Source organism: Desulfocicer niacini, from assembly GCF_054657595.1.
In genome coordinates, this window is sequence record NZ_BAAHYK010000024.1 from 1 (window position 1) to 19,908 (window position 19,908).

A 19,908-nucleotide genomic window follows, 5' to 3' on the forward strand; every position below is an offset into this window, starting at 1 on the left:
AATCAGAACATATATAGATATGCCCCCCAAGGTAAGGAGTCCGACACTCCATGATATCACTCGCCACCTTGTAATGCTCCGGATTGAATTTTTGTTTTTATTCAATAGCTGAACTGATGTTCAAAACAAGTGATCAATGACCCGTATATTATTAAAAAGGATTAAAAAATCATGTCCAAACCCAAAATTCACACCCAGGTTGTTCAAAAGGGGAATCCACCGTTTTGCCTGACGTCTTATCAACAATGCCGGGGGTGTTTTGGATGGCGTAATATGCTCAATGCGGCTGGGCCTCCCGTTTAAATGTCCGCTAACAGGGTTAACACTGAAAGTTGAAAGTCAGTAACATAGACCAGGACCACTGATAAGTCATTGACACCCAGTCGAGCTGGACAAGAACCTAAACGAAATAATTTCTTAGCCCAAAAACGCAAAAATTATTTTTGATGGTCTCATAAAAAGTCCAGAATCCATTTTTCACCCACAATCAATTGCGGTCAAATAGAGCTTGAGCCCATATATTGTGATGAAAAATTCATTGCCCGACTTTTTACAGGTTCATCATTTTTAAGTTACTAAATGGAGACCCAACTATGCCCCTCCAGTATGAGATAGAAAATTATTACAAACCCAAAGATTTGCAGCAGGCGGTTGATATGCTGTCAAAATTTGGAAACAGTGCCAAAATCATTGCAGGTGGAACAGATATTCTACCTGGACGACAAAATGGCGTGGAACTCAAACCCATTGCCCACTTAATTGACATCTCAAACCTGGGATTAAATTATATCCGTAAGGGTGAAGATGGCATTTGCATCGGCGCAGCCACGGATATTAATTCACTTGCAAGTTTATCTCTGTTTTGTTCCAATCCATATACTGCGCTTAAAGAAGCGGCCAGTGCTCACTCCACATATACAATCAGAAATCGGGCCACAATTGGCGAGAATCTGTGCAACGCATCCCCCTGTGCAGATCTTGCATTGCCTTTGCTGGCACTCTCTGCATTGCTTGTTGTGGCAGGGGCCAATGGAAAACGCACCATTCAATTAAATTCGTTTTTTAAAGGGCCCAATTGTACAGCACTTTTGGAGGATGAACTTTTAGAGAAAGACGGACTCGGTTTTGAATGAACAAATTTTAAGCAACGGGCTGGAAGAGTGCCTTGAAAAAGGTGCCCGGTCCTGTGGGTGGGAGAAAAAAAGAGTGATGCCCCCCGGGAACGGTATCATTAAAAAGGGGATCGGCCTTTCTATTATGATGCATGGCACTGGTGCTGCCCGCGCCCTGCCGGATCCGGCTTCAGCCACCATCATGATGAATTCCGATGGCACCGCAACCTGTATACGGCAGCAGCAGACGAGTGCCAGGGCAATCGGACGGTTTTGGCCCAGGTTGCAGCAGAAGTGCTGGGCATTGACATTAAAGACATCTCAGTGTCAGAAACAGACACCGATATGACTCCGTTTGATTGCGGAACCCATGGGAGCAGATTGTCGGAGGAGGTGTCATGGGCGTTGGATTCGCTTTGACTAAGGGATTACAATGTGAAGAGGGGTATGTTATAAACCCCAATTTCACCGATTATCGACTCTTGAGGTCTTGTGATGTTCCTGAGATTGAACCCATTATCGTGGAGTCCAATGAACCCACCGGTCCTTTTGGGGCCAAAGGAATCGGCGAAGGTTGTATGGTCAACATCGCCTCTGCGATCTCCAATGCGATCTGCCATGTAACCGGGGTTCGCCTGACCGACTTATGCATCACTCCTGAGAAAATCCTTCAAGGTCTTAAATTAGGGGATTGATGATCCAGTGATGTTATTCAGATATGTTTCTAAATTAGAACATATAAAGCAATACCTTCGCCAAATTGTATTCCCAATGATCCTTATTCAAAATATGATTTTAAAAGCTTGATAAAATCAGTAGGTTATATTTTGAGACCCAAGTAATTTTGCAGCATTTTTAAAATTGGCGAAGGTATTGTTTATCCCCAAGCATTTCTGTAACGCTGCTAATCAGCCGCGCGATTTTTTGCGTCGGAGAGGATGTGACTCATTCTCAGTTAAATTGTTTTAAGATCATTGCCGTGCACGGTAGTTGCAGTCATCATTCGGCTAAACGGCATGTCAACATATGATTTTTAACTACTTCAAAGAGATCCTCAAATCGAAGAATACCGGTTACCTGATCGTCATCTCTAACAACCAGCGGCTGATGGCTTCCCATGACATATCTATGCAGTGCAATTTCCAGAGAATCCTTTTCATGGACATATTCGTTCTTAGCGGGAGTGTGCATGATCTCACGAACCGAAACCCCACTGCCTCTTTCACAAAGATCACTAACCGGAGCAAGCCATAATTCATATGAGTTTACAGCATCAAACATTCGTTCTTTTGTCAGAGTACCGGCTGAGGAGAGACTGTCGAGTTGTTTGTATTTTGGCTCAAGAGCTCTGAAAACATCTATCATTGTGATTTTTCCCTTAAAAACACCTGATTCATCCATGACAATTAGATCCCGATGAACGAAACCGTTGGAATTTTTTTCCTCATCAATCAAACGAAAAACATCATATAATGTCTGGTCTTCATTTATAGTAATATATTCATTAATTGGGGTCATCACTTTTTTGATATTTATATTTTTCATGGTGCCTCCGTAATTATAAATATTCTTGTTAGGGACTTCATAAAAATAAAACTACCCACTTTTGAATGCAGCACTCCGGATAGCCAGCGGGGAAATCATTAGTGTTGGATAGATTCTTCCCAATGAATTCACTATATATTCAAAACCTGTTATTTTGAATTTAAAAAAGCTAGGGTTTTTTTAAAAAATAAACACAACCTAATTTTTGTCAAAAGGTAATTTTTTAAAATAGAGTCTTCGTTCCGGCATATTTTTGAAGAATCCAAAATCATACCATCTGCCACTGTTATTTGTTTCATAGATACGGATATTCACACTGAAGAGACTTATAATGAAGGTAATCTGTAGAATTAGTCCGTGCCATAGGCCAACAAGAAAACCCGCATACGAAGCTACATGCTGGTTGTATTTCGAGTTTGGCCCTGCAACTGATAATGGGTTTGCCATGTTACAACACCTATTTGAGTTTATGAAATTTTTACATATCCAACGTGGAGTTGAGGGGCCAGGCTCTTAAACCCCAAAACTTCCGATAAAAATTTGAATTTTCCTGAACCAGGGAGTTCCGAAAGGCCGCGCAGTAAACCTGGTCCCTCTCCAACGTTTTGTTCTTTTCTATTTTATTTTCTGATAAGGTCAAAACATCATTACAATTCAAAGGGTTTCCATCCAAACTTCCCAAATTTCTTTTACATAATTAAATCCGAAGGTCAAATCACTCTCGTATTGGGCTTCTTGACTTCCCATAGACCATGAAAGATAACCATGTTCAGCTTTGTAAAATAAATCGGTAGTGCCAATTGTTTTTAAGTCATGAATGGATGTTGAGATACTATAACCGAAATAACGTAGTAAGTATTCTGAGACTGTATTGTGAGACCAGCCTAAAGCACTGTATGAAAGCGACGATCTTAACCCCTCGCCGTCAGAAGAGTTAAACTCATGACACATTCCCTCTTCGCCCAAATTTGGTAAAGCCTCACAACCGTCGATTATCTCTGCAGTTGCAGTATCATCCGAGACACCGCAGCAGACATATTCATCAAATGTATACTGGGTAAGTCCAGTCGATTCATAAATGCTGTTTAATTCAGACAACGACAATCCTAAATAAGTATAGTCAGTTATGGCATTTTCGATTTCATCTAAGGTTATATCATCTCCTCCTGAGTAGGTGAACAATTCAGCGATTGTTGGTAGACCAGCTGCTGACGCTTGGTCGATAAAAGTATCGGCATCAAAAGTATTAAGAATATTTATGGCCTCAGAAGTTCCAAAAAAAAGAGTCGATGCGATTAATGTTCCCAGGCTTGCTTCTCGAAAATTTGGATTCCACGTTTTTTTAAAATTTCCAAGTCCATCTAAGCCTGTTTCAAAGGTATATGCATCACTCGTAGTCGTTGCACAGGCTACCAGTTCTGCTTTAGCAATCAATTCGATTTTCTCCTGCTGGGTGGCCGTTAATTTTCCCCATAATATCGAGTTCGCTTTGAGCAATGTAAAAGAGGCCATTATAGCAACATGACCTCTTTCATTTAACGAACCTGTTGTTTCTGGCTCGTTGCCAGGAGTAAGAAGTTCCGTGATATGCTCAAAAAGACGAGCTTCAGCTTCGTCGTTGCCATCAAGTGCGTTAATTGTTAGATACAACATAGCATGACTGCGACGTGTAGCACTCCAACTGGTCCCAAGAATTTCAGCATCTGGATCAAAATAGCAAAGTTCTTCTGTAAGAGCAGAATTTAATAAAGAATTATTATTTTGACCATTACTATTGTCATTATCATCGCTGCCGCCATTACATCCGATGTCAAAAAAAATTGAAGCTACAATTAACACTCCCCAAAAGGCACCTTTAAGTTTTGGTTTCACCAGCATGTTACATTTCATTTTTCGTCGTTTCCTTCAAAAAAAGAACAGAGTTAATAAGTGGAAACTTTCCATGCTATTGACTGTAATAGATGCCTATATTTTCCACCTATTTTGATATTAAGTTAAAAAACTGGAAAATATTTCCACTTATGCTTTTCCCAGGTTGCTTTTTCCACTTATTGCAATATTGACATGTGTTTAGAGGAAAATAAAAAAAGGCATTTCGTTGATTTTGCTTTGGCTGAAGGAAATGAAAAACAAACCATCTATTCATTCCCCACTCCAACCCCTGGAAAAGAATTAAATTATTCTGAATCAGAGATAGGGTTGTCTCTTTGTTACTCAATCCACACTACTCTAATTTTTATTTTTTTCAAGCAAAAAAATACAATTGTTTGGCATCCTTCAAAAGTACTTTACATTTTTTTGATCATTCCATATTTGCAAATTTAATTTTGCACCATGCCCCCGCCGAGATGCTGCCGTAATATAAACATGCTGGTTAGTCACTATCCAGCCAGCGGATAAAATTCGCTGAATCACTTTTTGGACTTCAGAGGTAATTCCCATGGGTGAAATAAAGTGGGTTTGAATCACAAATTGGCTGATTCCTATTTGCCTTGCTTTTTTCCTCTTCGGTTAACCCCGGTTCAAAAAAATATTTGGGAGCACTTATTTCCCCTTCATCCATTTTAGTGATGATGATTTTTAATATGCGCCGTTTATTTTTTCTCTGAGCTGAATAATTTGGGGTTCTAACCCGGACGGGTATAGCTCCATCCACTCTTCAATCTCTTCTCTGGAGGGGATTTCCCGTTTTTCTCTGCCGTTGAACTGCCGGAAAAGATGAATCATATCGTCAAAGAAATCAGGCCGAGCTCCTCCGGTGCCTTTGTTTATGGCCAGCCAGAGCAATTTAAAGGGGTCATTTTCTGGTTAAAAAACCCCCATAAGGCAAGCCTGAGTGAGCCTGAGCGCCTCCCCTGTCCTCAAATCATGAAAAATCAGCCCGAAAACACATTTCACCATTGGCATGATTTCTTGTTGAGCTATAGTGCTCCTGAATTCTCAGGGCGGGGTGAAATTCCCCACCGGCGGTGATTTTGCTAGAATCAAATAACCCCGCGAGCGCCTGCAACATACGCAGGGTCAGCAGATCTGGTGAGACTCCAGGGCCGACGGCACCATGGCAAAGTTGCCCCAGATTATTGACTTTGCCGATGAGCATGAGTTCCCTGTGTTGAGCATTGAAGATATTGTTGCCTACCGCTCCAAGTCCCTGGACAAGAGCGCCTGAAGTTCAACTGTATAAGAAATATGTTATAATACCCTTGGCTCTTTGATCCAAGGGTTTCAAATTCATTTAGCATTCACCTTTGATATCTTGTTTTGAAAAATAAATTAGAATTTATACGATGTGCAACCGGCAGAAAAGATTCGTAGCGCAAAGCGGTGCAGCTTTATCAGTTCGAGTGTGCTCACACAATCTAACCTTATTCGTTAGCAGCTAATTTCAGGTCAGTAGAGCTTCTTACCCATGCTCACTCTTTGTTCTACTGAGAATCCATTGGCTGAATAGAACTTCTGCACGGCTTCATTTCCTTCCATGATTTGGAGGTTGACTTTTAGGCATCCTAGATTGATTAGCTTACTTTGAGCAAATGAAAGTAAATTAGAGCCAATACCTTGTTTTTGATGTTTTGGATCTACAGCGATAGAATATATCCAGCCTCTGTGTCCATCATATCCTGCCATTACAGTACCGATGACTCTTTGCTCTATTTCCCCCACAAAGAACAAACCGTCCTTGTTTTTAATTTTCTGGTCTATTGAGACTTCAGGTGAGTTATGTGCTGCTTCATAGCCAAATACAGTCTGCCAGAGATCTACAACTTGACTTCTGTGCTTTGAATTAATGAATTCAATAATTTTTAATTGAGAATTTGACATATCACAAAGGGGTACCGGTGACACATTCTGACTCATCTATTTTTCTCTCCTTTTTTCAATATTTTTGGATAAACGCCAGGCATGAGTGGTTGGGAAATACCCCAACATTCCCCAATTCATCTCAACGCCTGACGTTCGGTGGAATTTTATTACTTTACCACCCTTACGGGGGCTTCTTTCTTGAGTGTTTTAGATGGACTTTTCATTACAATGGAACAGGCTATGATTTCGATCATAAAAAGTCCCGCAAATAATATAAATCCCATTTGGCCGATTTTTTCTAATATAAGTGGTCCAAAAAAATAGCCCGCACCCCATGAAAAATAAAAGGCACCTGAAATAGTTCCTTTTAATGAATTGGGAAAAGATTCGTTTAAGAATGCCAGTGCGGCCACACAAAAAGCACCCAGACCAAAGGCTGCCACGGTTAACAATCCAATAAGTGCAGGGAGTTTGAATGCCGAAAACGATGCAATACCTATAGCTGCCATAGTCAGCCCACAGAGCATTGCTGGTTTTCGTCCTTTTTGGTCTGAAAAAGGACCTGCAATTAGCTGGGACAAACTAAGTGCAATGTAAAAAAGGGCAAAAAACATTCCGATTACTGTTTGATTATATTTTTTTACACTGATCAAAAAAGCAGGAATTGTGCTTATGAAGATACCATATCCAGCACCATATAAAAATACACCTGCAAAAACAGTTTGGTTGGTAAGATTACCTATTAGGGAAATGATCCTTTCGGGATTAATTTTTGAGGTTATTGATTTTTGTTTTTGATTCTCAACAAATAAAGCTATTAACACTCCACCCAAAAAACTCATTCCAGCGAACAGTAAAAAAGCTTCGTTACCTTGCCATGTCCTATAAGTCAAAATTCCCAATAAGCTTCCTGCAGTAAGGCCGCAATGAAGAGAAGCGTTGTATATACCCATAAATTTTCCTTTTTGAGTAGGATACTGAATCGACAGAAAGGCGGGAACAAGTGCCCAAATTGGAACCTCTCCAATACCTTGTAGCATTCGACCCAAAAAAATAAGGTTTGGCAATTTTGAAAAATAATAGAGCAGTCCTGTTACAGAACAAAGAAAATATCCTCCAACAAGAAATGGTTTGAATCCAAATTTGTCAGAGAAGTTGCCTATAGGAATTTGAAACAGTACGAAAGTTAAGGCAAAAGCAGACGCCAGATACCCAACATGCGATACCGAATCAGACAGATTCATAATTCGCTGAGGAAGTAGTGCTACAATCATTCCAACCCCAAGCATCAGCAGAAAAGTTGAGATATTTATAATAATAACAGATTTATATCGTGTCATAGGATCTCTCCATTTTATCAAAGAACAACTTGTCTTTGCACATGAGCGAGTGGAAAAGTGTCTATGCCTGACAATGAAAACACTTATCCCTTTACCCTCAACATTTGTTTTTAGTTAATGGGTTTACTCAATGCTCATGTACCCTATATGATCATCAATAATTATTTGATCACTTGAGGGTAGGAGGGGATAATAATCCTATGGTGTTTAAATGCATAATTTACGAAAAAACCTTTGTTTGTGATCCGTTAAAAACTAAAGCATGATGCTATTTAGAGCATCAAACGTCAAACCTGCATAGTAACGTAATTTTCACCGGCAGCAGGGGCAATGATGATTTGTCAAAATGTTTAAAGGGGTAAAACGCACCCAAAATGCAAAAATGAGGAAAACGCCATTGCCCCTGCTGTCGGGTGCAAAATATTGTTCGGCGCAGGCTTCTAAAGATGAGCTATGTATTCAGCAGATGTGTAGGGCTTTATCATTTGTAATTTTTTTTCTTCTGAACGCTTCGCACGATACAGATCCCAACGAAGTTGTAAATTCATCCAAAAATCTTCTGACATATTGAAAAATTTGGCTAAACGTAAAGCAGTGCTGGGTGTAATGCCCCGCCGTCCATTTACAATTTCATTAATCCGCTGGTAAGGTACATGAATCGCTTTGGACAAGTCACGCTGAGTTATTGACATTGGAATCAGAAATTCTTCCATCAACATTTCTCCAGGATGCGTCGGTTCCCTAAATTTTGGAATTCTAACCATGATATCTCCTATATTATCAATGATAATCGACAATTTCAACATTGTCTGCATTACCCGTATTCCATTCAAAACATATTCGATACTGATCGTTGATCCGAATACTATGCTGTCCATCACGATCTCCGGACAGCGCCTCCAAGCGATTTCCTGGGGGAACTTTTAAATCGTCAAGATCTCTTGCAGAGTCAACCTGCTCCAGTTTTCGGGCTGCAATTTTCCATATATCTCGTGGACATAACTTTCGGGCAGTTTTGCTGTTTTTCCCATCAAAAATATCTTCAGTACCCTGATTTTTAAATGATCGTATCATGCATTCACGGTAACACGGTACTCATGCTATGTCAATTAATAGTTTTTTATCCGCCGAACTCTTAGCTCACCAGCTCGTCTGTGTGCAGCGGCTTGTTGACAGGCTCGTGGGGGTGGGTGGACAATTCACCCTAGCTGACGCTTCAGCGGCAGCATAAAATCAGATAATTGTCCAGTCCGCTCCCGCGGATGTCCATGTCAACGCCAGCTTCAGCCGCGCGAGGTACGAGCGTCGGCTGGAAGCATTGGTTATCTATTATTTATACTTATTAAATTCAACATTTGCCCAATTCCAATTTACAGGCAATGGCGTATGATCCGGCAAATTTGAGTTGATAACATTCTTTAATTCAATATCTAATGTCTCAAGATTCTTTTTTAATTTATCAATGTCAATTGTCGTTAATGTGAATGAAAAAGTGCCATGTGTTAAATTTATTTTTTTTGGGGAACCAATCTTAAAAGTTGCTTTATATTTACCAGGTCGCCACCAAAAGGCCTTTTTTCTTGTTTCTGAAAGATCATGAAACTGTTTACTTTTTAGTATTTCATTTACATAATCATCGTTTGTTTTTTTTAGAAAATCAAAATGATTTGTTACTTCATCAAGATGGGAACGTATTCGATCAAAAAACCTTGGCTCTTGAAATCGAACAAATTTCTCAAGCAATGATTCAGTCCCAATCTTTAAAGCTATTGCTGGCTGATCTTTAGAAATGACCTGCCTATTTCCCATAGAATCAGTAACTTCACTAAAAGTTTCATTCATGCCAGACCATCTTAATATTCTGGAATCACCATCTTCATGAGTCAGCTCAACAACAAACGAATCAATAATAGCGCTTTTTCTATCCGCTGATAGTGCAAGCCTGATGTTGAATATTGGACCATAAGATGTAAAACCGATTTCCAAAAATTTATCAGGACTAATTGTTATTTGTGGAGTTACATATGCTTTATAAATCCAAGAGATTATTTGAGGGAGCCAAGCGGCAGCTCCAATATATGCTGCTATATCTGTAGGTTTCATTGACTCTCCTTATTCAGAAAAGATAACGCGAAGTTCAGGGGCGCGCGGCTTTTGCGCGTCCCTTGGAACGACTGGTTATGAAATTTATTTTGTGGCTGCCTGATCAATTGAAACAAATGCTTCTGTTATGTTTTCTAACTCTCTTTCATACCGAGCCTCTTGCATTTCAATCATCTCGGTGATTAACTTCGCTGATACACTATGCTTTTCCTGTATAGCATCAGAATTCCCTCCATAAACACTCATTTCCAATGCCTTATCTCTCGCAATATACAACGGTTGCAAGGATTTGGACAAACGGTCTCTTGCAATGGATATTTCTGTTTGAACAATAGAGGCTGTAGTCTTTTTTGCTTCACTACTTTGGAGTTCTTTATCGGCCCATAGATAACCAAAAACTCCACCAAGAACTACCAATAGAAGGTAAATTGATATGATTAGAACACTGAACCTTGGAGGATTAGAAGATTTTAAATACGTGTTGACTGATTGGCCACCCATCAAGATTAATAAAGCTAACAGCCCTAAATATCCATATTGTATCAACTCAAATTGATTCATTTTGTTTATTTCTCTTTATTTAAAAAAAAAACACTTAAGTTGAGCGGCACGCTCTCAAACACTTAAGTTGAGCGGCACGCTCTCAGCAGCAATCATGTACCCTTCAGAGTTCAAGAGCGTGTCCGCTCCAACTTACTGTTACATTAGCCGGGTTTTTGCCTCAACCGTCCCGCCCTTGGTGAAAAGTAAAAGACGGCTCCATATCATTCTCAAGTTGATCCTACGATTTATACCGATTATTGTCAGAATGTTCAACCCGTGTCCTCTCCGGTTGTATATTTCAGGTAAAATTTACCCGTAATATGCCTATCCAAGGCAGTTGTTACTCAATTTTTCCGCAATACTCCATCCATATATCCCGATGTCATGATGAACCCTATCAATTTAATTGATCCCTGTTTATCAGGTAGAATCTGCAAAGGCCACAGGTGTCGGGTTTAAATTGCCGGCCAATTTTTCAGCGATGATATTTCCGTATCCGTCGATGATAAGGATGGTTATCATGGTGCCCTTGTTGCATTTGGGACATGTCCTGCCTCTTATATCCTGAACTTCTTCAGGCTGCACCATCTCGTTTGACTCCTCTGCAAGAGCCTTGCGGACGGTTTCAATGGTTGCTTTGGCTTTGCCGTTGGCCAGGATTCCGTAATACCTGATGCGGTGGAACTGTTTCGGCAGCACATGGTACAGGAACCGCTCTATAAATGTTGCAACCGGAAGGGATGTTGTTTCCCACCGGGACTTCTTTTTGGTGTTTTTGAACCAGAATTCGATGTTGCCGTCTTTTTCTGCAATGATGCGGTTATTGCTGATGGCGGCTCGGTGGGTATACCGGCCGATATATTTGACCACTTCCTCGGGTCCTGCAAAGGGTGGTTTGGAAAAGACCACCCTCTCTTTGGGGACTTCGTGGTACAGCCACTGCCTGAAGGTGTGGGGATCTGCAAGCGGCTTTAGTTCTTCCGGGAACGTCAGCATTCCTTTGTCATGGGCCTTAAGGATGCCTTCCAGGAACTTGGCCCTGAATACGTTGGACAATGCCCTGACTGGAAAAAGAAAAGTTGCGGCATTGTCAAGGGATCTCCATTTGCCGGTCGGGTCGATTCCCCCTGCTGTGACGATATAGTGTACATGGGGATGGGGCCATAGTTTACCTCCCCAGGTGTGCAGGATGCCGTAAAACCCAATGGTGGCACCCAGGCGTTTGGGATTGTGTCCAAAATCCAGGAGCGTCCGGGAGGAATATTCAAACAGCAAATCATACATCACCTGTCTGTTATAGCTGCACAGGGTGTTGAACATATGCGGCAGGGTAAAGACACCGTGGTGATAAGGTACCGGCAAGAGCTCACTGATCCGTGCGTCCACCCATTTCTTCCGGGCAATATTATTGCAGCCGGGACAGTGGCGGTTCCTGCAGGAGTTGTATCCTTTCTCCAGGTGGCCGCAGGTGTCGCAGATCTCCCAGTGGGTACCGAACTCGCCGCACCGGCAGTGTTCAATGTCGTACATGACCTTGTGCTGCCTGGGGTGCAGCCCATGTTCGGATCTGAATTGCTCGCCGTGTTTCCTGAAAATGTCACCGACGGTGGGGCTTGCTCCCCCCCTCATCTCCGTCAATTATCTTTTCACCTTTCTGGATAACCTTGTTTTAACAGCGTTTCAAGCTATTTTTTGTCGTCTGCGATGGCCCGTCCGCCGCCAGGCTTAATGTAACAAGTAATTGAGCGGACCCGGCTATCTTTACTTTTTAAAGGGTCGACGGAGTTTATAAAGAATTTATTGGTCACTTCCTAACCGTATACCCAACAATTTTTAATGTTACCCTGAAACCAGATAAATACGACGACTGGCTGTTTTGTGGTGAATAATCCCGACAAATAAATTTTTTAGAACAGAAAGACTTGGATCCATCAAATACCTTCTGGTCTTATAAACGGGATATAAGTAAAAAACAAAACTATTATTCCTTATACCCATGGATAATTTATGTCAATAATGTTTCCTGGTGTCCAGCATTGCAGGTTTATGATGGGAGCTGGCATTGGGGTTTTTGACTGGTAAATAAATAATGCACCAACAATCATTGATTCAATTAAAAGAGAAATAAGAGGAGGTCGGATTTATGGGGAGGCTGGGGATTGTACTCCAATGGGAGTCTTTTTCACACCGGAATTGATTGCCGGGTGTTGATGCAAAAGCAGGGGATGCACTTCTATGCTGCTGGAGGATCCCCATTGCTTATGGCTTCAGATTACATCATCTACTCACCTTGTTGCTGGTTGGGCAACGCATTCATTCCATGGGGTATCAAAAAAAGAGGTCAAAAAAGTGGGGCCTCAAGTTCAAGACCCACTATATCGGCGGGAATCTGTTACCGGTTACCCCACCGTGTTGCTTATCATGGAATACGTCAGAGATGCCCAGGCCGTATTGAGAAGGGTGGTAACATCAAACACTGGTCGGCCTGTAACCTCTCTCACAATGTCTGCATAGGGCGGCATATTGGTGCACTCCAGCACAATGGGTCCAACCTCGGGGTGGGTGGTGATCAATTCCCGGGCAGCGGCCTTCATCTCTTTTCTGCACTGTGATTCATCCAGGGTGGTTTTGCCTTGGATGAACACCTCGGAGAATTCCCGGGCCTGGTCCATGCCCTGGATGGCCAGGGGGATATCTTCAATGCCGATGGCGCTCAAGTGTTTGTTGGTCAGGGCGGATTTTCGGGCCGTGATGATACCCACTTTTTCCCCTGGCTTAAGAAGGGGTCGGGCCAGGTGCACCTGGAGCAGGCTGGATGAAAACACGGGAACATCCAGGGTCTTTGTCAAGGCTTGATGAAACAGGGCCAGGAATCCGCAGGAGGTGCCAAGGGCAATGGCCCCCGCGTTGATCAGGCTGCGGCCCGTGTCGATGAAGGGCTGTATCAGATCCTCGTCGGCCTGAATTACCAGACGTTCCACAGAGGCGTTCTTCACCACTTGAAACCGGACTGGGAAATCAAAGGTGTCAGGATTGCCGATATCTCCCTTGATACGGGGAAAGGTGGTGTCCAGCATGATAATCCCCATGAATGGGGCAGGGGATACTATTTTGTGGGAAGCAGTCATAGGAATCTCTTGTGTAGGATTAGTTTGTATGGAAGTACCGACACCAGAGCCCCCGTCGGCTGCCCTGACCGGAACATTGGGAACCAAAGGGCAAAAATTCCCCCCGACGTTCCCGTTCCGGTCAGGGCAGCCGTCGGGGGCGGCATTATACCATTTCATTTTTTGTTGTGCCGGTGATGGATATCTGTGCCTATCACGAATTTAAAAAAGCACTCACCCCCACATTTTTAACTGGTGCTCTGGTGTGGGAAGCGCCAATGCTTTCCGGTTTTTTCCGGGTCAACGCCGTAATAATATCAAGGATAACAGGCCCACAGATGCGGCCCTGGCATCGTCCCATGCCGCACCGGGTGGCTTTTTTCAGGCCGCCGGTGGTGTTAAAACCCTGTCCCAGGCTTTTTTTGATCTGTCCCATGGTGATCTCTTCGCACCGGCAGATAATAGTCTCATCGGGGATGGCAGCGTAGGCCGAAGAGGGCACCCGGCAAAGATCATTGAGAAAACTCCCATAATCCATCTGGCGACGACGCTGGGTAATCAATCGACGATATTCCCTTTGCAGGCCATCTTTTCCATGAGTCACCCTCGCTTGGTCCATTTTGCCCAGTTTATCCAGGATGGACAGGGCCACCAGTTTACCCTCCACATGGGATTTTTTGGCACCGGCAATGCCTGTGATTTCTCCTGCGGCATACACCGACGGCACAGAGGTTTCAAGATGATCATCCACCTGGATCACCCAGCCCCCCTTGTCTTTGTCGTAGGAGGCATTACACCCAGCCTGCACCGGCAGTTCAATGTTGGGAACAAACCCATATCCCATGGCAAGGGAACGGGTGGGCCAGGTTGTTTCTGTGCCCCGGATCACATCACCTTTAAAGTTTGTTTTTGCAACGACCACGGACTCCAGCCTCTCTCCTCCACAGGCTTCCACAATGCGGACCCCTTGCTCCATGGGGGTGCGGGTCAGGGCCATTTTACCCATGTGAAAACCACCTTCCAGAAGTTTGGGCCAATGATTTTTAATGTGGGGCAGAAAGGCAAGTTTCTTTTTCAGGGTGTTTTCATCCAAAAGTCCGCTCACCTGACCCCCATTGGCCAGAAGTTCCGTGGCCAGAACCATCTGAAGCGGGCTGGTCCCAGCAATAAGGGTTTCCCGGGCGGGCAGCACCCCATGGCTTTTCATAAGAATCTGGGCCCCCCCCAATGATATAACACCGGGCAGATCCCATCCCTTAAAGGGGAGATATCGTTCCCGGGCTCCGGTGGCTAAAATCAGATGATCTGCCTGGACATTCACCATGGTTTCCCCTTTGTCAGGGGAAAATGTCTGGATCAAAAGCCGGTTCTCACTAAAAATACCCAGCACCTGGGCCTGGATCAAACGTTCCATGCCCTGTCCCGAGGGGATATTTGTTTCCCGGCTTAGGCGTTTTACCCGCTGGGCCAGGCTAAATCCCTTTTTCTTCATACCATCGGGCTCCATGCGGGGAAACCATGAAGCTTTCTTGGGTACTTTCCGGATCAACTGACCCCCGGCATGGACGTTTTCATCAATGATCAGAATGTCCAGTCCCTGGCCTGCAAGGGTGTCGGCGGCGGACATCCCTGCCAAGCCGCATCCCACAATAATTACGTGATATTTACATTGCACCGTCATTATTGAATTCCCCCCTGGATTTCTGACCCTTGTTTGCCGGGAGAATGGACCATGCTCGGGTGGGTGTTATGGGAGTCATTCTGGTGGGTTAAAATGTCCATATCCGCCTTTACCTGTGTCATGCAGGCCCGCTGGTCCGGAATGCCATTAATCTCAACCCGGCATTGGTAGCAGATACCCATACCGCATAAAATGCCTCGGTTTTGATGGCTCTTTCGGGTGGTTCCCAATATTTGAATGCCCGATGCCACCAGGGCCGCATGGACGGTTTCTCCCTCATAGGCGGTGACGGGCTTTCCGTCCACCGTCAGGGTTATTTTTTTGCCCCGCTTTACAGATCCGATCCTGAGATCTGCGTCTGCTTTTATGTTCGTGTTACCCATGGGGTCAGGCTCCTTTTGTTTGAAATCGGTCTGGAGAAAAGGCATCAAGGTTAATGGATAAAGGCTGCCCTAAAAGCATGTCGGCCATGAGTTCCCCTGTGATGGGGGACAGGGCGATGCCGTCGCCCTCGTGTCCGGCGGCCATGATAAACCCCTCCAGATCTTTCACCGGTCCCAGAAGGGGCAGGCCATCCGGGGTGAAAGGCCGAAGCCCGGCAAAGGTGCGGATTACCTGAAAAGTTTTCAACACTGGAAGAAGGGCCGCGGTCTGATGGATGATTTTGCGGATGCCCTCCAGGGTGTTTTCCTTGTTAAACCCCACAAACTCCCGGGTGGAACCCAACAGCAGGTTGCCGTTGTCTGTCTGCTCCATGGAGATGCCTTCACCGCCTTTGTCCACCAGGGATGGATCGTATTTGGCGGCAATGTAGGCCGCTGAAATCATGCAATGGCGTAGCACGGGGCGGGCCCCATGGGTCACAACGATCTGGCCGCGACGGGGACGGATGGGAAAAGAGATTCCCACCATGTCCGATATGGAAGCTGCCATGGACCCGGCGGCATTGACCACCATGTCTCCTTTAAAAAATCCCCGGGTGGTATGAACCCCGGTGACACGGTTGTTTTCTGTACCAATGCCCGTAACCTTTGTCTGGGTGACAATGTTTGCATGGTGGCGTTGGGCGGCCCTTGCAAATCCCAGGGCCAGATTGATGGGATTGACCTGGCCGTCCAGGGGGGAGTAAGAAGCCCCCAGAATATCGGGGGACAGAAAGGGTTCTTTTTCATGGGTCTGGGTCCGGTCAAGGAGGCTTACATCCAGGCCGTTTTTTTGCTGCTCTTGGGTGAAGGTCTCCATGGCTCGGTATTGGGCTTCATTTTCAATGATCACCATACCGCCGGTCTGCTTGAACTCAATGTCCACGGGCAGTTCCCGCTGCAGGGTTTGAAAGCGTTTCAGGCTTTCCATGGCAAGGGAAAGGTGAATCCCCGGTTTCTTGGACTGCATGAACACCAGCCCGTCACAGGCACCGGAGCTGCCGGAAGCCAGGTCTTGAGCTTCGATGAGGGTCACCCGGGCATCTTTTTTTGCCAGGTGATGGGCAATGGCGGTGCCGATGACCCCACCGCCAATGATGATGATATGCGGGTTTGTTTGTTGCAAACTATATGGTTCCTTTATCTTCTTTATCAACTTTTTTTATATGAATCAGGCATTGTGCCCTAAATTTATCTCCTTGGAGACCCGGGATTTTAACCACAGGGGCCAGACCACAATGGCTGCCAGGACGGCAATAATGCTTATTCTGGCCAGGGGGGTGTTGATGACATCGGGTCTGGTGCACAAAAAAGTGGTAAGAGCTGCCAGAATCAAAAGAAGGATTTTTGGCATAAATTTTAAAGGTTTGAAAAAGTATCCACTCAGTGCCCCGGCAAAAAAGATGATGCCCAGTATCAACCCCAGCACCACCGTGATGATTTCAAAGGCCGTTCCTCGCATGAGCAATGCCGGGTTGAACACAAATACATAGGGAATGATAAAACCTGCCAGTGACAGCTTAAAGGCTTCGATGCCCGTCTGGAGAGGTTTGGAACCGGCAATGGAGGCGGCACAGAATGCCGGGACGCACACTGGCGGGGTCACTCCGGCAAGGACAGCAAAATAATAGACAAACAGATGGGTGGAGAGCATGTCGGCCCCCATGGCAAGCAGGGCAGGGCCCCCAATGGTAATGGCGATGATATAGGCCGGAGTGCAGGGAAGCCCCATGCCCATGACAAGGGAGGTAAACATGATCAGCAGCATTGCCGGCAGCATATGGCCACCGGACCAGTTGGTGATGACGGTGGCAATGCCAAGGGCAAGGCCGGTGTGGGTGACAATGGCCACCACCATGCCCGCTCCGGCGCAGGCCAGGGCAATCATGATCATGTTACGACCGGCAAGACTCAAGGTCTCCCAGATCCGGGTGGGGGTCATGCGGGTGTCTTTTTTAAAGAAACTTATGAAAAAGGTCACGCCGATGGCGGCATTGGCCGCCAGAAAGGGGGAATACCCGCGAAGCAGCATCACCACCAGAAAAATCATGGGAATGAGCAGATAGGAATCCCTTAAGAGTTGCTTATAAGAAATGATATCCGTTTCCGTTACACCGGACAGGTTCTCTTTTTTGGCCGTGTAATGGACCCGGATCACCATGCTGGCATAAAGCAGCAGAGAGCCGAGCATGGCGGCAATGACGATGTTGACATAGGAGATGCCTGTGATTTCAGCCATGACAAAGGCACCAGCCCCCATCACAGGAGGCATAAGCATCCCGCCGGTGGAGGCGGCGGCTTCCACGGCCCCGGCAAACCGGCGGCGATATCCCAGTTTTTTCATTAACGGAATGGTGAAAACGCCGGTGGAATAGACATTGGCTGCGGCCACGCCGGAGATGGAGCCGAAAAGCCCGGAAGAGATAACGGCGATTTTGGCCGGTCCGCCATTGCTTTTACCCGCCACTCTGCAGGCCAGATCCGTGAAGAATTGCCCGGTTTTTGTCACCTCCATGAAGGCCCCGAAAATAACAAACAAGGCCACAAAGGTGGCCGAAACCCCGGTGATGGAGCCGAAAATACCGGCATCGGTGATGAGATATTGCATTTCAATGAGTTCGGCAAAGGGCAGGGGTTTTGCATAGAACACCCCGGAAAGATAGGGGGCCGCGTAAAGATAGGCAAAGGCACCGGCAATGAGCATTGCCATGGCCGGCACCACGGCCCGGCGCACGGCCTCCAGTAGCAGCAGAATCATCATGGTGCCAAGGATCAGCTCAATGGGCAGAACCTCGTCCACAAACTCCATGCGCTCGGTGAGCCGCTCGTAGAAAACAACAATGTACAGGGGAGGGAAGATGGACAATAAGGCTAAAATCCAGTTGCCAATGCCCACTTTCAACCGTTCCTTGTTAAATGCCGGAAATAAAACAAAGGCGGCGGGTAACAAGAACATGAGATGAATGCCCCGCTGGATGCGGGGTTGGAAAATCCCCACACTGGCCGTATACAGCTGGAAAATGGAAATAATGACAAGCCAGGCGCCAATGGCCTTGTCCTGCCAGGTATTGGTTTTGTTCATGACATGTTCCTTGATTTTTTTTATATAATAAAGATGCCGGGGAGGGGTCAGGCCCTTACATGGCCTGACCCCGAGTTGCCGCACGGCAGACAAAAGCTTAAATATTACTTCATGAAGCCAGCCTCTTTATAGTATTTTTCCGCACCGGGATGGAGGGGAAGGGCCACATTCTTCCATCCGCTTTCAGGCAGGAAATTCTTATTGGCCGGGTTGATGGCGTACAGCTCTTTTGTATTTTCACAGATAATTTTAATGATGGTATAGGCCACATTATCTGGTACATCCTTGTTGATGAGCAGCTCGCCTGCTGATACAACGGTGGGGATGTCCATTTCCTGATCCTTGTATGTGCCTTTGGGAATCATGCTTCGGCCCGAATCCCGTGACAGGGTTCCAAGTTCGGAATTAAGATGATCAATGCAGGCATCGGAAAGAGAAATAAGCTTGGAATCACGGCTGACGGTCATCTCTGTGATGGCTGCACCGGGAAGTCCCAGATGGGTGAAGACAAAATCCACGTGTTTGTCTTTGTAAAGATTGACCATGTCTGAGTAAACGGCGTGGAACACCTTGCCGCCAGCATTTTGAATGTCATCAAGGGAAATGCCGTAAAACCCCAGGATGGTGTTCATCAATGGAAGATCCGAGGTCCCTTTCATGGGGGCAGCCACTTTGATTGATTTGCCAGCCTTTACCATGTCTGCCAGTTGGGTCATGGTGGAGATACCCTTGTCGGCACCTCCCAGCACGTGGATGTGATAGATGCCGAAAATGCCGCCCAGGGACCGTACATCGGGATTGGGGGTTTTATAAACCGGTGCCAGGCCTTTCAGGGCCATTTTATCCACAAAGGTGATACCCCAACCCAGATCATCTTTATGTTTGGACACGCGCACCGGATTGACCACGCCGCCGCCGGGAACCACTTTTAAAATGATGTTGGGTTCTTTTTCTGCGATCATCCGGGCGATGCCGCCTGCCTGGACATACCAGCCGCCTCCAACGCCGCCTGCCACCCAGGTCATGGTGGTTGGTTCTGTGACTTTGAATTCATCGGCCATGCTTGCCGAAGGCAGCGCCAGGAGGACAGCTGCCACAAGGGTTAACATGCAGATCATTACTTTCTTCATTTTTCTTCTCCCTTTGTTGATGAGGGGGGTGTCACACTG

The 19,908-nt window shown here is 45.4% G+C and carries 19 protein-coding genes and 1 riboswitch; of the genes, 3 read left to right on the plus strand and 16 right to left on the minus strand.

All coding sequences use genetic code 11. From position 1 onward, the window contains the following. Nucleotides 1-593: 593 nt before the first annotated feature. From ACYQ2M_RS13915 to ACYQ2M_RS13925, 3 genes are all read left to right on the plus strand, one after another. On the plus strand, nucleotides 594-1,133 hold the full coding sequence (locus ACYQ2M_RS13915; RefSeq protein WP_459916962.1) for an FAD binding domain-containing protein: 540 nt from the start codon (nucleotides 594-596) through the stop codon (nucleotides 1,131-1,133). A gap of 252 nt (nucleotides 1,134-1,385) precedes the next feature. Then, on the plus strand, nucleotides 1,386-1,532 hold the full coding sequence (locus ACYQ2M_RS13920) for a molybdopterin cofactor-binding domain-containing protein (protein ID WP_459916963.1): 147 nt from the start codon (nucleotides 1,386-1,388) through the stop codon (nucleotides 1,530-1,532). Next, on the plus strand, nucleotides 1,472-1,807 hold the full coding sequence (locus ACYQ2M_RS13925) for a molybdopterin cofactor-binding domain-containing protein (protein ID WP_459916964.1): 336 nt from the start codon (nucleotides 1,472-1,474) through the stop codon (nucleotides 1,805-1,807). Before ACYQ2M_RS13920 ends, ACYQ2M_RS13925 begins: the two co-directional genes overlap by 61 nt. 304 nt (nucleotides 1,808-2,111) lie before the next feature. Here the strand turns inward: ACYQ2M_RS13925 and ACYQ2M_RS13930 are convergent, their stop codons facing one another. From ACYQ2M_RS13930 to ACYQ2M_RS14005, 16 genes are all read right to left on the minus strand, one after another. Continuing rightward, nucleotides 2,112-2,657 carry a CBS domain-containing protein gene (locus ACYQ2M_RS13930; RefSeq protein WP_459916965.1) on the minus strand — a complete coding sequence of 182 codons (546 nt, stop codon included), beginning with the start codon at nucleotides 2,655-2,657 and terminating at the stop codon, nucleotides 2,112-2,114. A gap of 654 nt (nucleotides 2,658-3,311) precedes the next feature. Continuing rightward, complete coding sequence (locus ACYQ2M_RS13935; RefSeq protein ID WP_459916966.1) at nucleotides 3,312-4,547, minus strand: hypothetical protein; 1,236 nt, start codon at nucleotides 4,545-4,547, stop codon at nucleotides 3,312-3,314. Nucleotides 4,548-5,237: 690 nt separating this feature from the next. Continuing rightward, the gene (locus tag ACYQ2M_RS13940; RefSeq protein WP_459916967.1) at nucleotides 5,238-5,444 is read right to left on the minus strand and encodes a hypothetical protein; all 207 of its coding nucleotides are present in this window, start codon (nucleotides 5,442-5,444) and stop codon (nucleotides 5,238-5,240) included. Between the two features lie 145 nt (nucleotides 5,445-5,589). Next, a riboswitch (FMN riboswitch) is annotated at nucleotides 5,590-5,749 on the plus strand. Nucleotides 5,750-6,047: 298 nt separating this feature from the next. Then, entirely contained in the window at nucleotides 6,048-6,515 is a 468-nt protein-coding gene (locus ACYQ2M_RS13945) for a GNAT family acetyltransferase (protein ID WP_459916968.1), read from the minus strand. A gap of 113 nt (nucleotides 6,516-6,628) precedes the next feature. Further along, entirely contained in the window at nucleotides 6,629-7,801 is a 1,173-nt protein-coding gene (locus tag ACYQ2M_RS13950; RefSeq protein ID WP_459916969.1) for an MFS transporter, read from the minus strand. Nucleotides 7,802-8,241: 440 nt separating this feature from the next. Beyond that, nucleotides 8,242-8,679: a HigA family addiction module antitoxin gene (locus tag ACYQ2M_RS13955; RefSeq protein WP_459916970.1), complete on the minus strand. Its 438-nt coding sequence runs from the start codon at nucleotides 8,677-8,679 to the stop codon at nucleotides 8,242-8,244. Continuing rightward, entirely contained in the window at nucleotides 8,582-8,875 is a 294-nt protein-coding gene (locus tag ACYQ2M_RS13960; protein ID WP_459916971.1) for a type II toxin-antitoxin system RelE/ParE family toxin, read from the minus strand. The genes ACYQ2M_RS13955 and ACYQ2M_RS13960 overlap by 98 nt, the downstream gene beginning before the upstream one ends. A gap of 255 nt (nucleotides 8,876-9,130) precedes the next feature. After that, the gene (locus ACYQ2M_RS13965; protein ID WP_459916972.1) at nucleotides 9,131-9,904 is read right to left on the minus strand and encodes a hypothetical protein; all 774 of its coding nucleotides are present in this window, start codon (nucleotides 9,902-9,904) and stop codon (nucleotides 9,131-9,133) included. A gap of 84 nt (nucleotides 9,905-9,988) precedes the next feature. Next, complete coding sequence (locus ACYQ2M_RS13970; RefSeq protein WP_459916973.1) at nucleotides 9,989-10,465, minus strand: hypothetical protein; 477 nt, start codon at nucleotides 10,463-10,465, stop codon at nucleotides 9,989-9,991. Between the two features lie 402 nt (nucleotides 10,466-10,867). Continuing rightward, nucleotides 10,868-12,076 carry an IS91 family transposase gene (locus tag ACYQ2M_RS13975; protein ID WP_459917038.1) on the minus strand — a complete coding sequence of 403 codons (1,209 nt, stop codon included), beginning with the start codon at nucleotides 12,074-12,076 and terminating at the stop codon, nucleotides 10,868-10,870. A 770-nt stretch (nucleotides 12,077-12,846) separates the two neighbouring features. Continuing rightward, nucleotides 12,847-13,575: an aspartate/glutamate racemase family protein gene (locus ACYQ2M_RS13980; protein ID WP_459916974.1), complete on the minus strand. Its 729-nt coding sequence runs from the start codon at nucleotides 13,573-13,575 to the stop codon at nucleotides 12,847-12,849. A 193-nt stretch (nucleotides 13,576-13,768) separates the two neighbouring features. Then, entirely contained in the window at nucleotides 13,769-15,235 is a 1,467-nt protein-coding gene (locus tag ACYQ2M_RS13985; protein ID WP_459916975.1) for an FAD-dependent oxidoreductase, read from the minus strand. Then, complete coding sequence (locus ACYQ2M_RS13990; protein WP_459916976.1) at nucleotides 15,235-15,618, minus strand: (2Fe-2S)-binding protein; 384 nt, start codon at nucleotides 15,616-15,618, stop codon at nucleotides 15,235-15,237. The genes ACYQ2M_RS13985 and ACYQ2M_RS13990 overlap by 1 nt, the downstream gene beginning before the upstream one ends. Before the next feature lie 4 nt (nucleotides 15,619-15,622). After that, nucleotides 15,623-16,783, minus strand: a complete 1,161-nt coding sequence (locus ACYQ2M_RS13995) for an NAD(P)/FAD-dependent oxidoreductase (protein ID WP_459916977.1) — start codon at nucleotides 16,781-16,783, stop codon at nucleotides 15,623-15,625. 45 nt (nucleotides 16,784-16,828) lie between these two features. After that, complete coding sequence (locus tag ACYQ2M_RS14000) at nucleotides 16,829-18,739, minus strand: TRAP transporter permease (protein ID WP_459916978.1); 1,911 nt, start codon at nucleotides 18,737-18,739, stop codon at nucleotides 16,829-16,831. Between the two features lie 104 nt (nucleotides 18,740-18,843). Continuing rightward, nucleotides 18,844-19,869, minus strand: coding sequence for a TAXI family TRAP transporter solute-binding subunit (locus ACYQ2M_RS14005; protein ID WP_459916979.1), 1,026 nt, complete (start codon nucleotides 19,867-19,869; stop codon nucleotides 18,844-18,846). Between the last annotated feature and the right edge of the window lie 39 nt (nucleotides 19,870-19,908).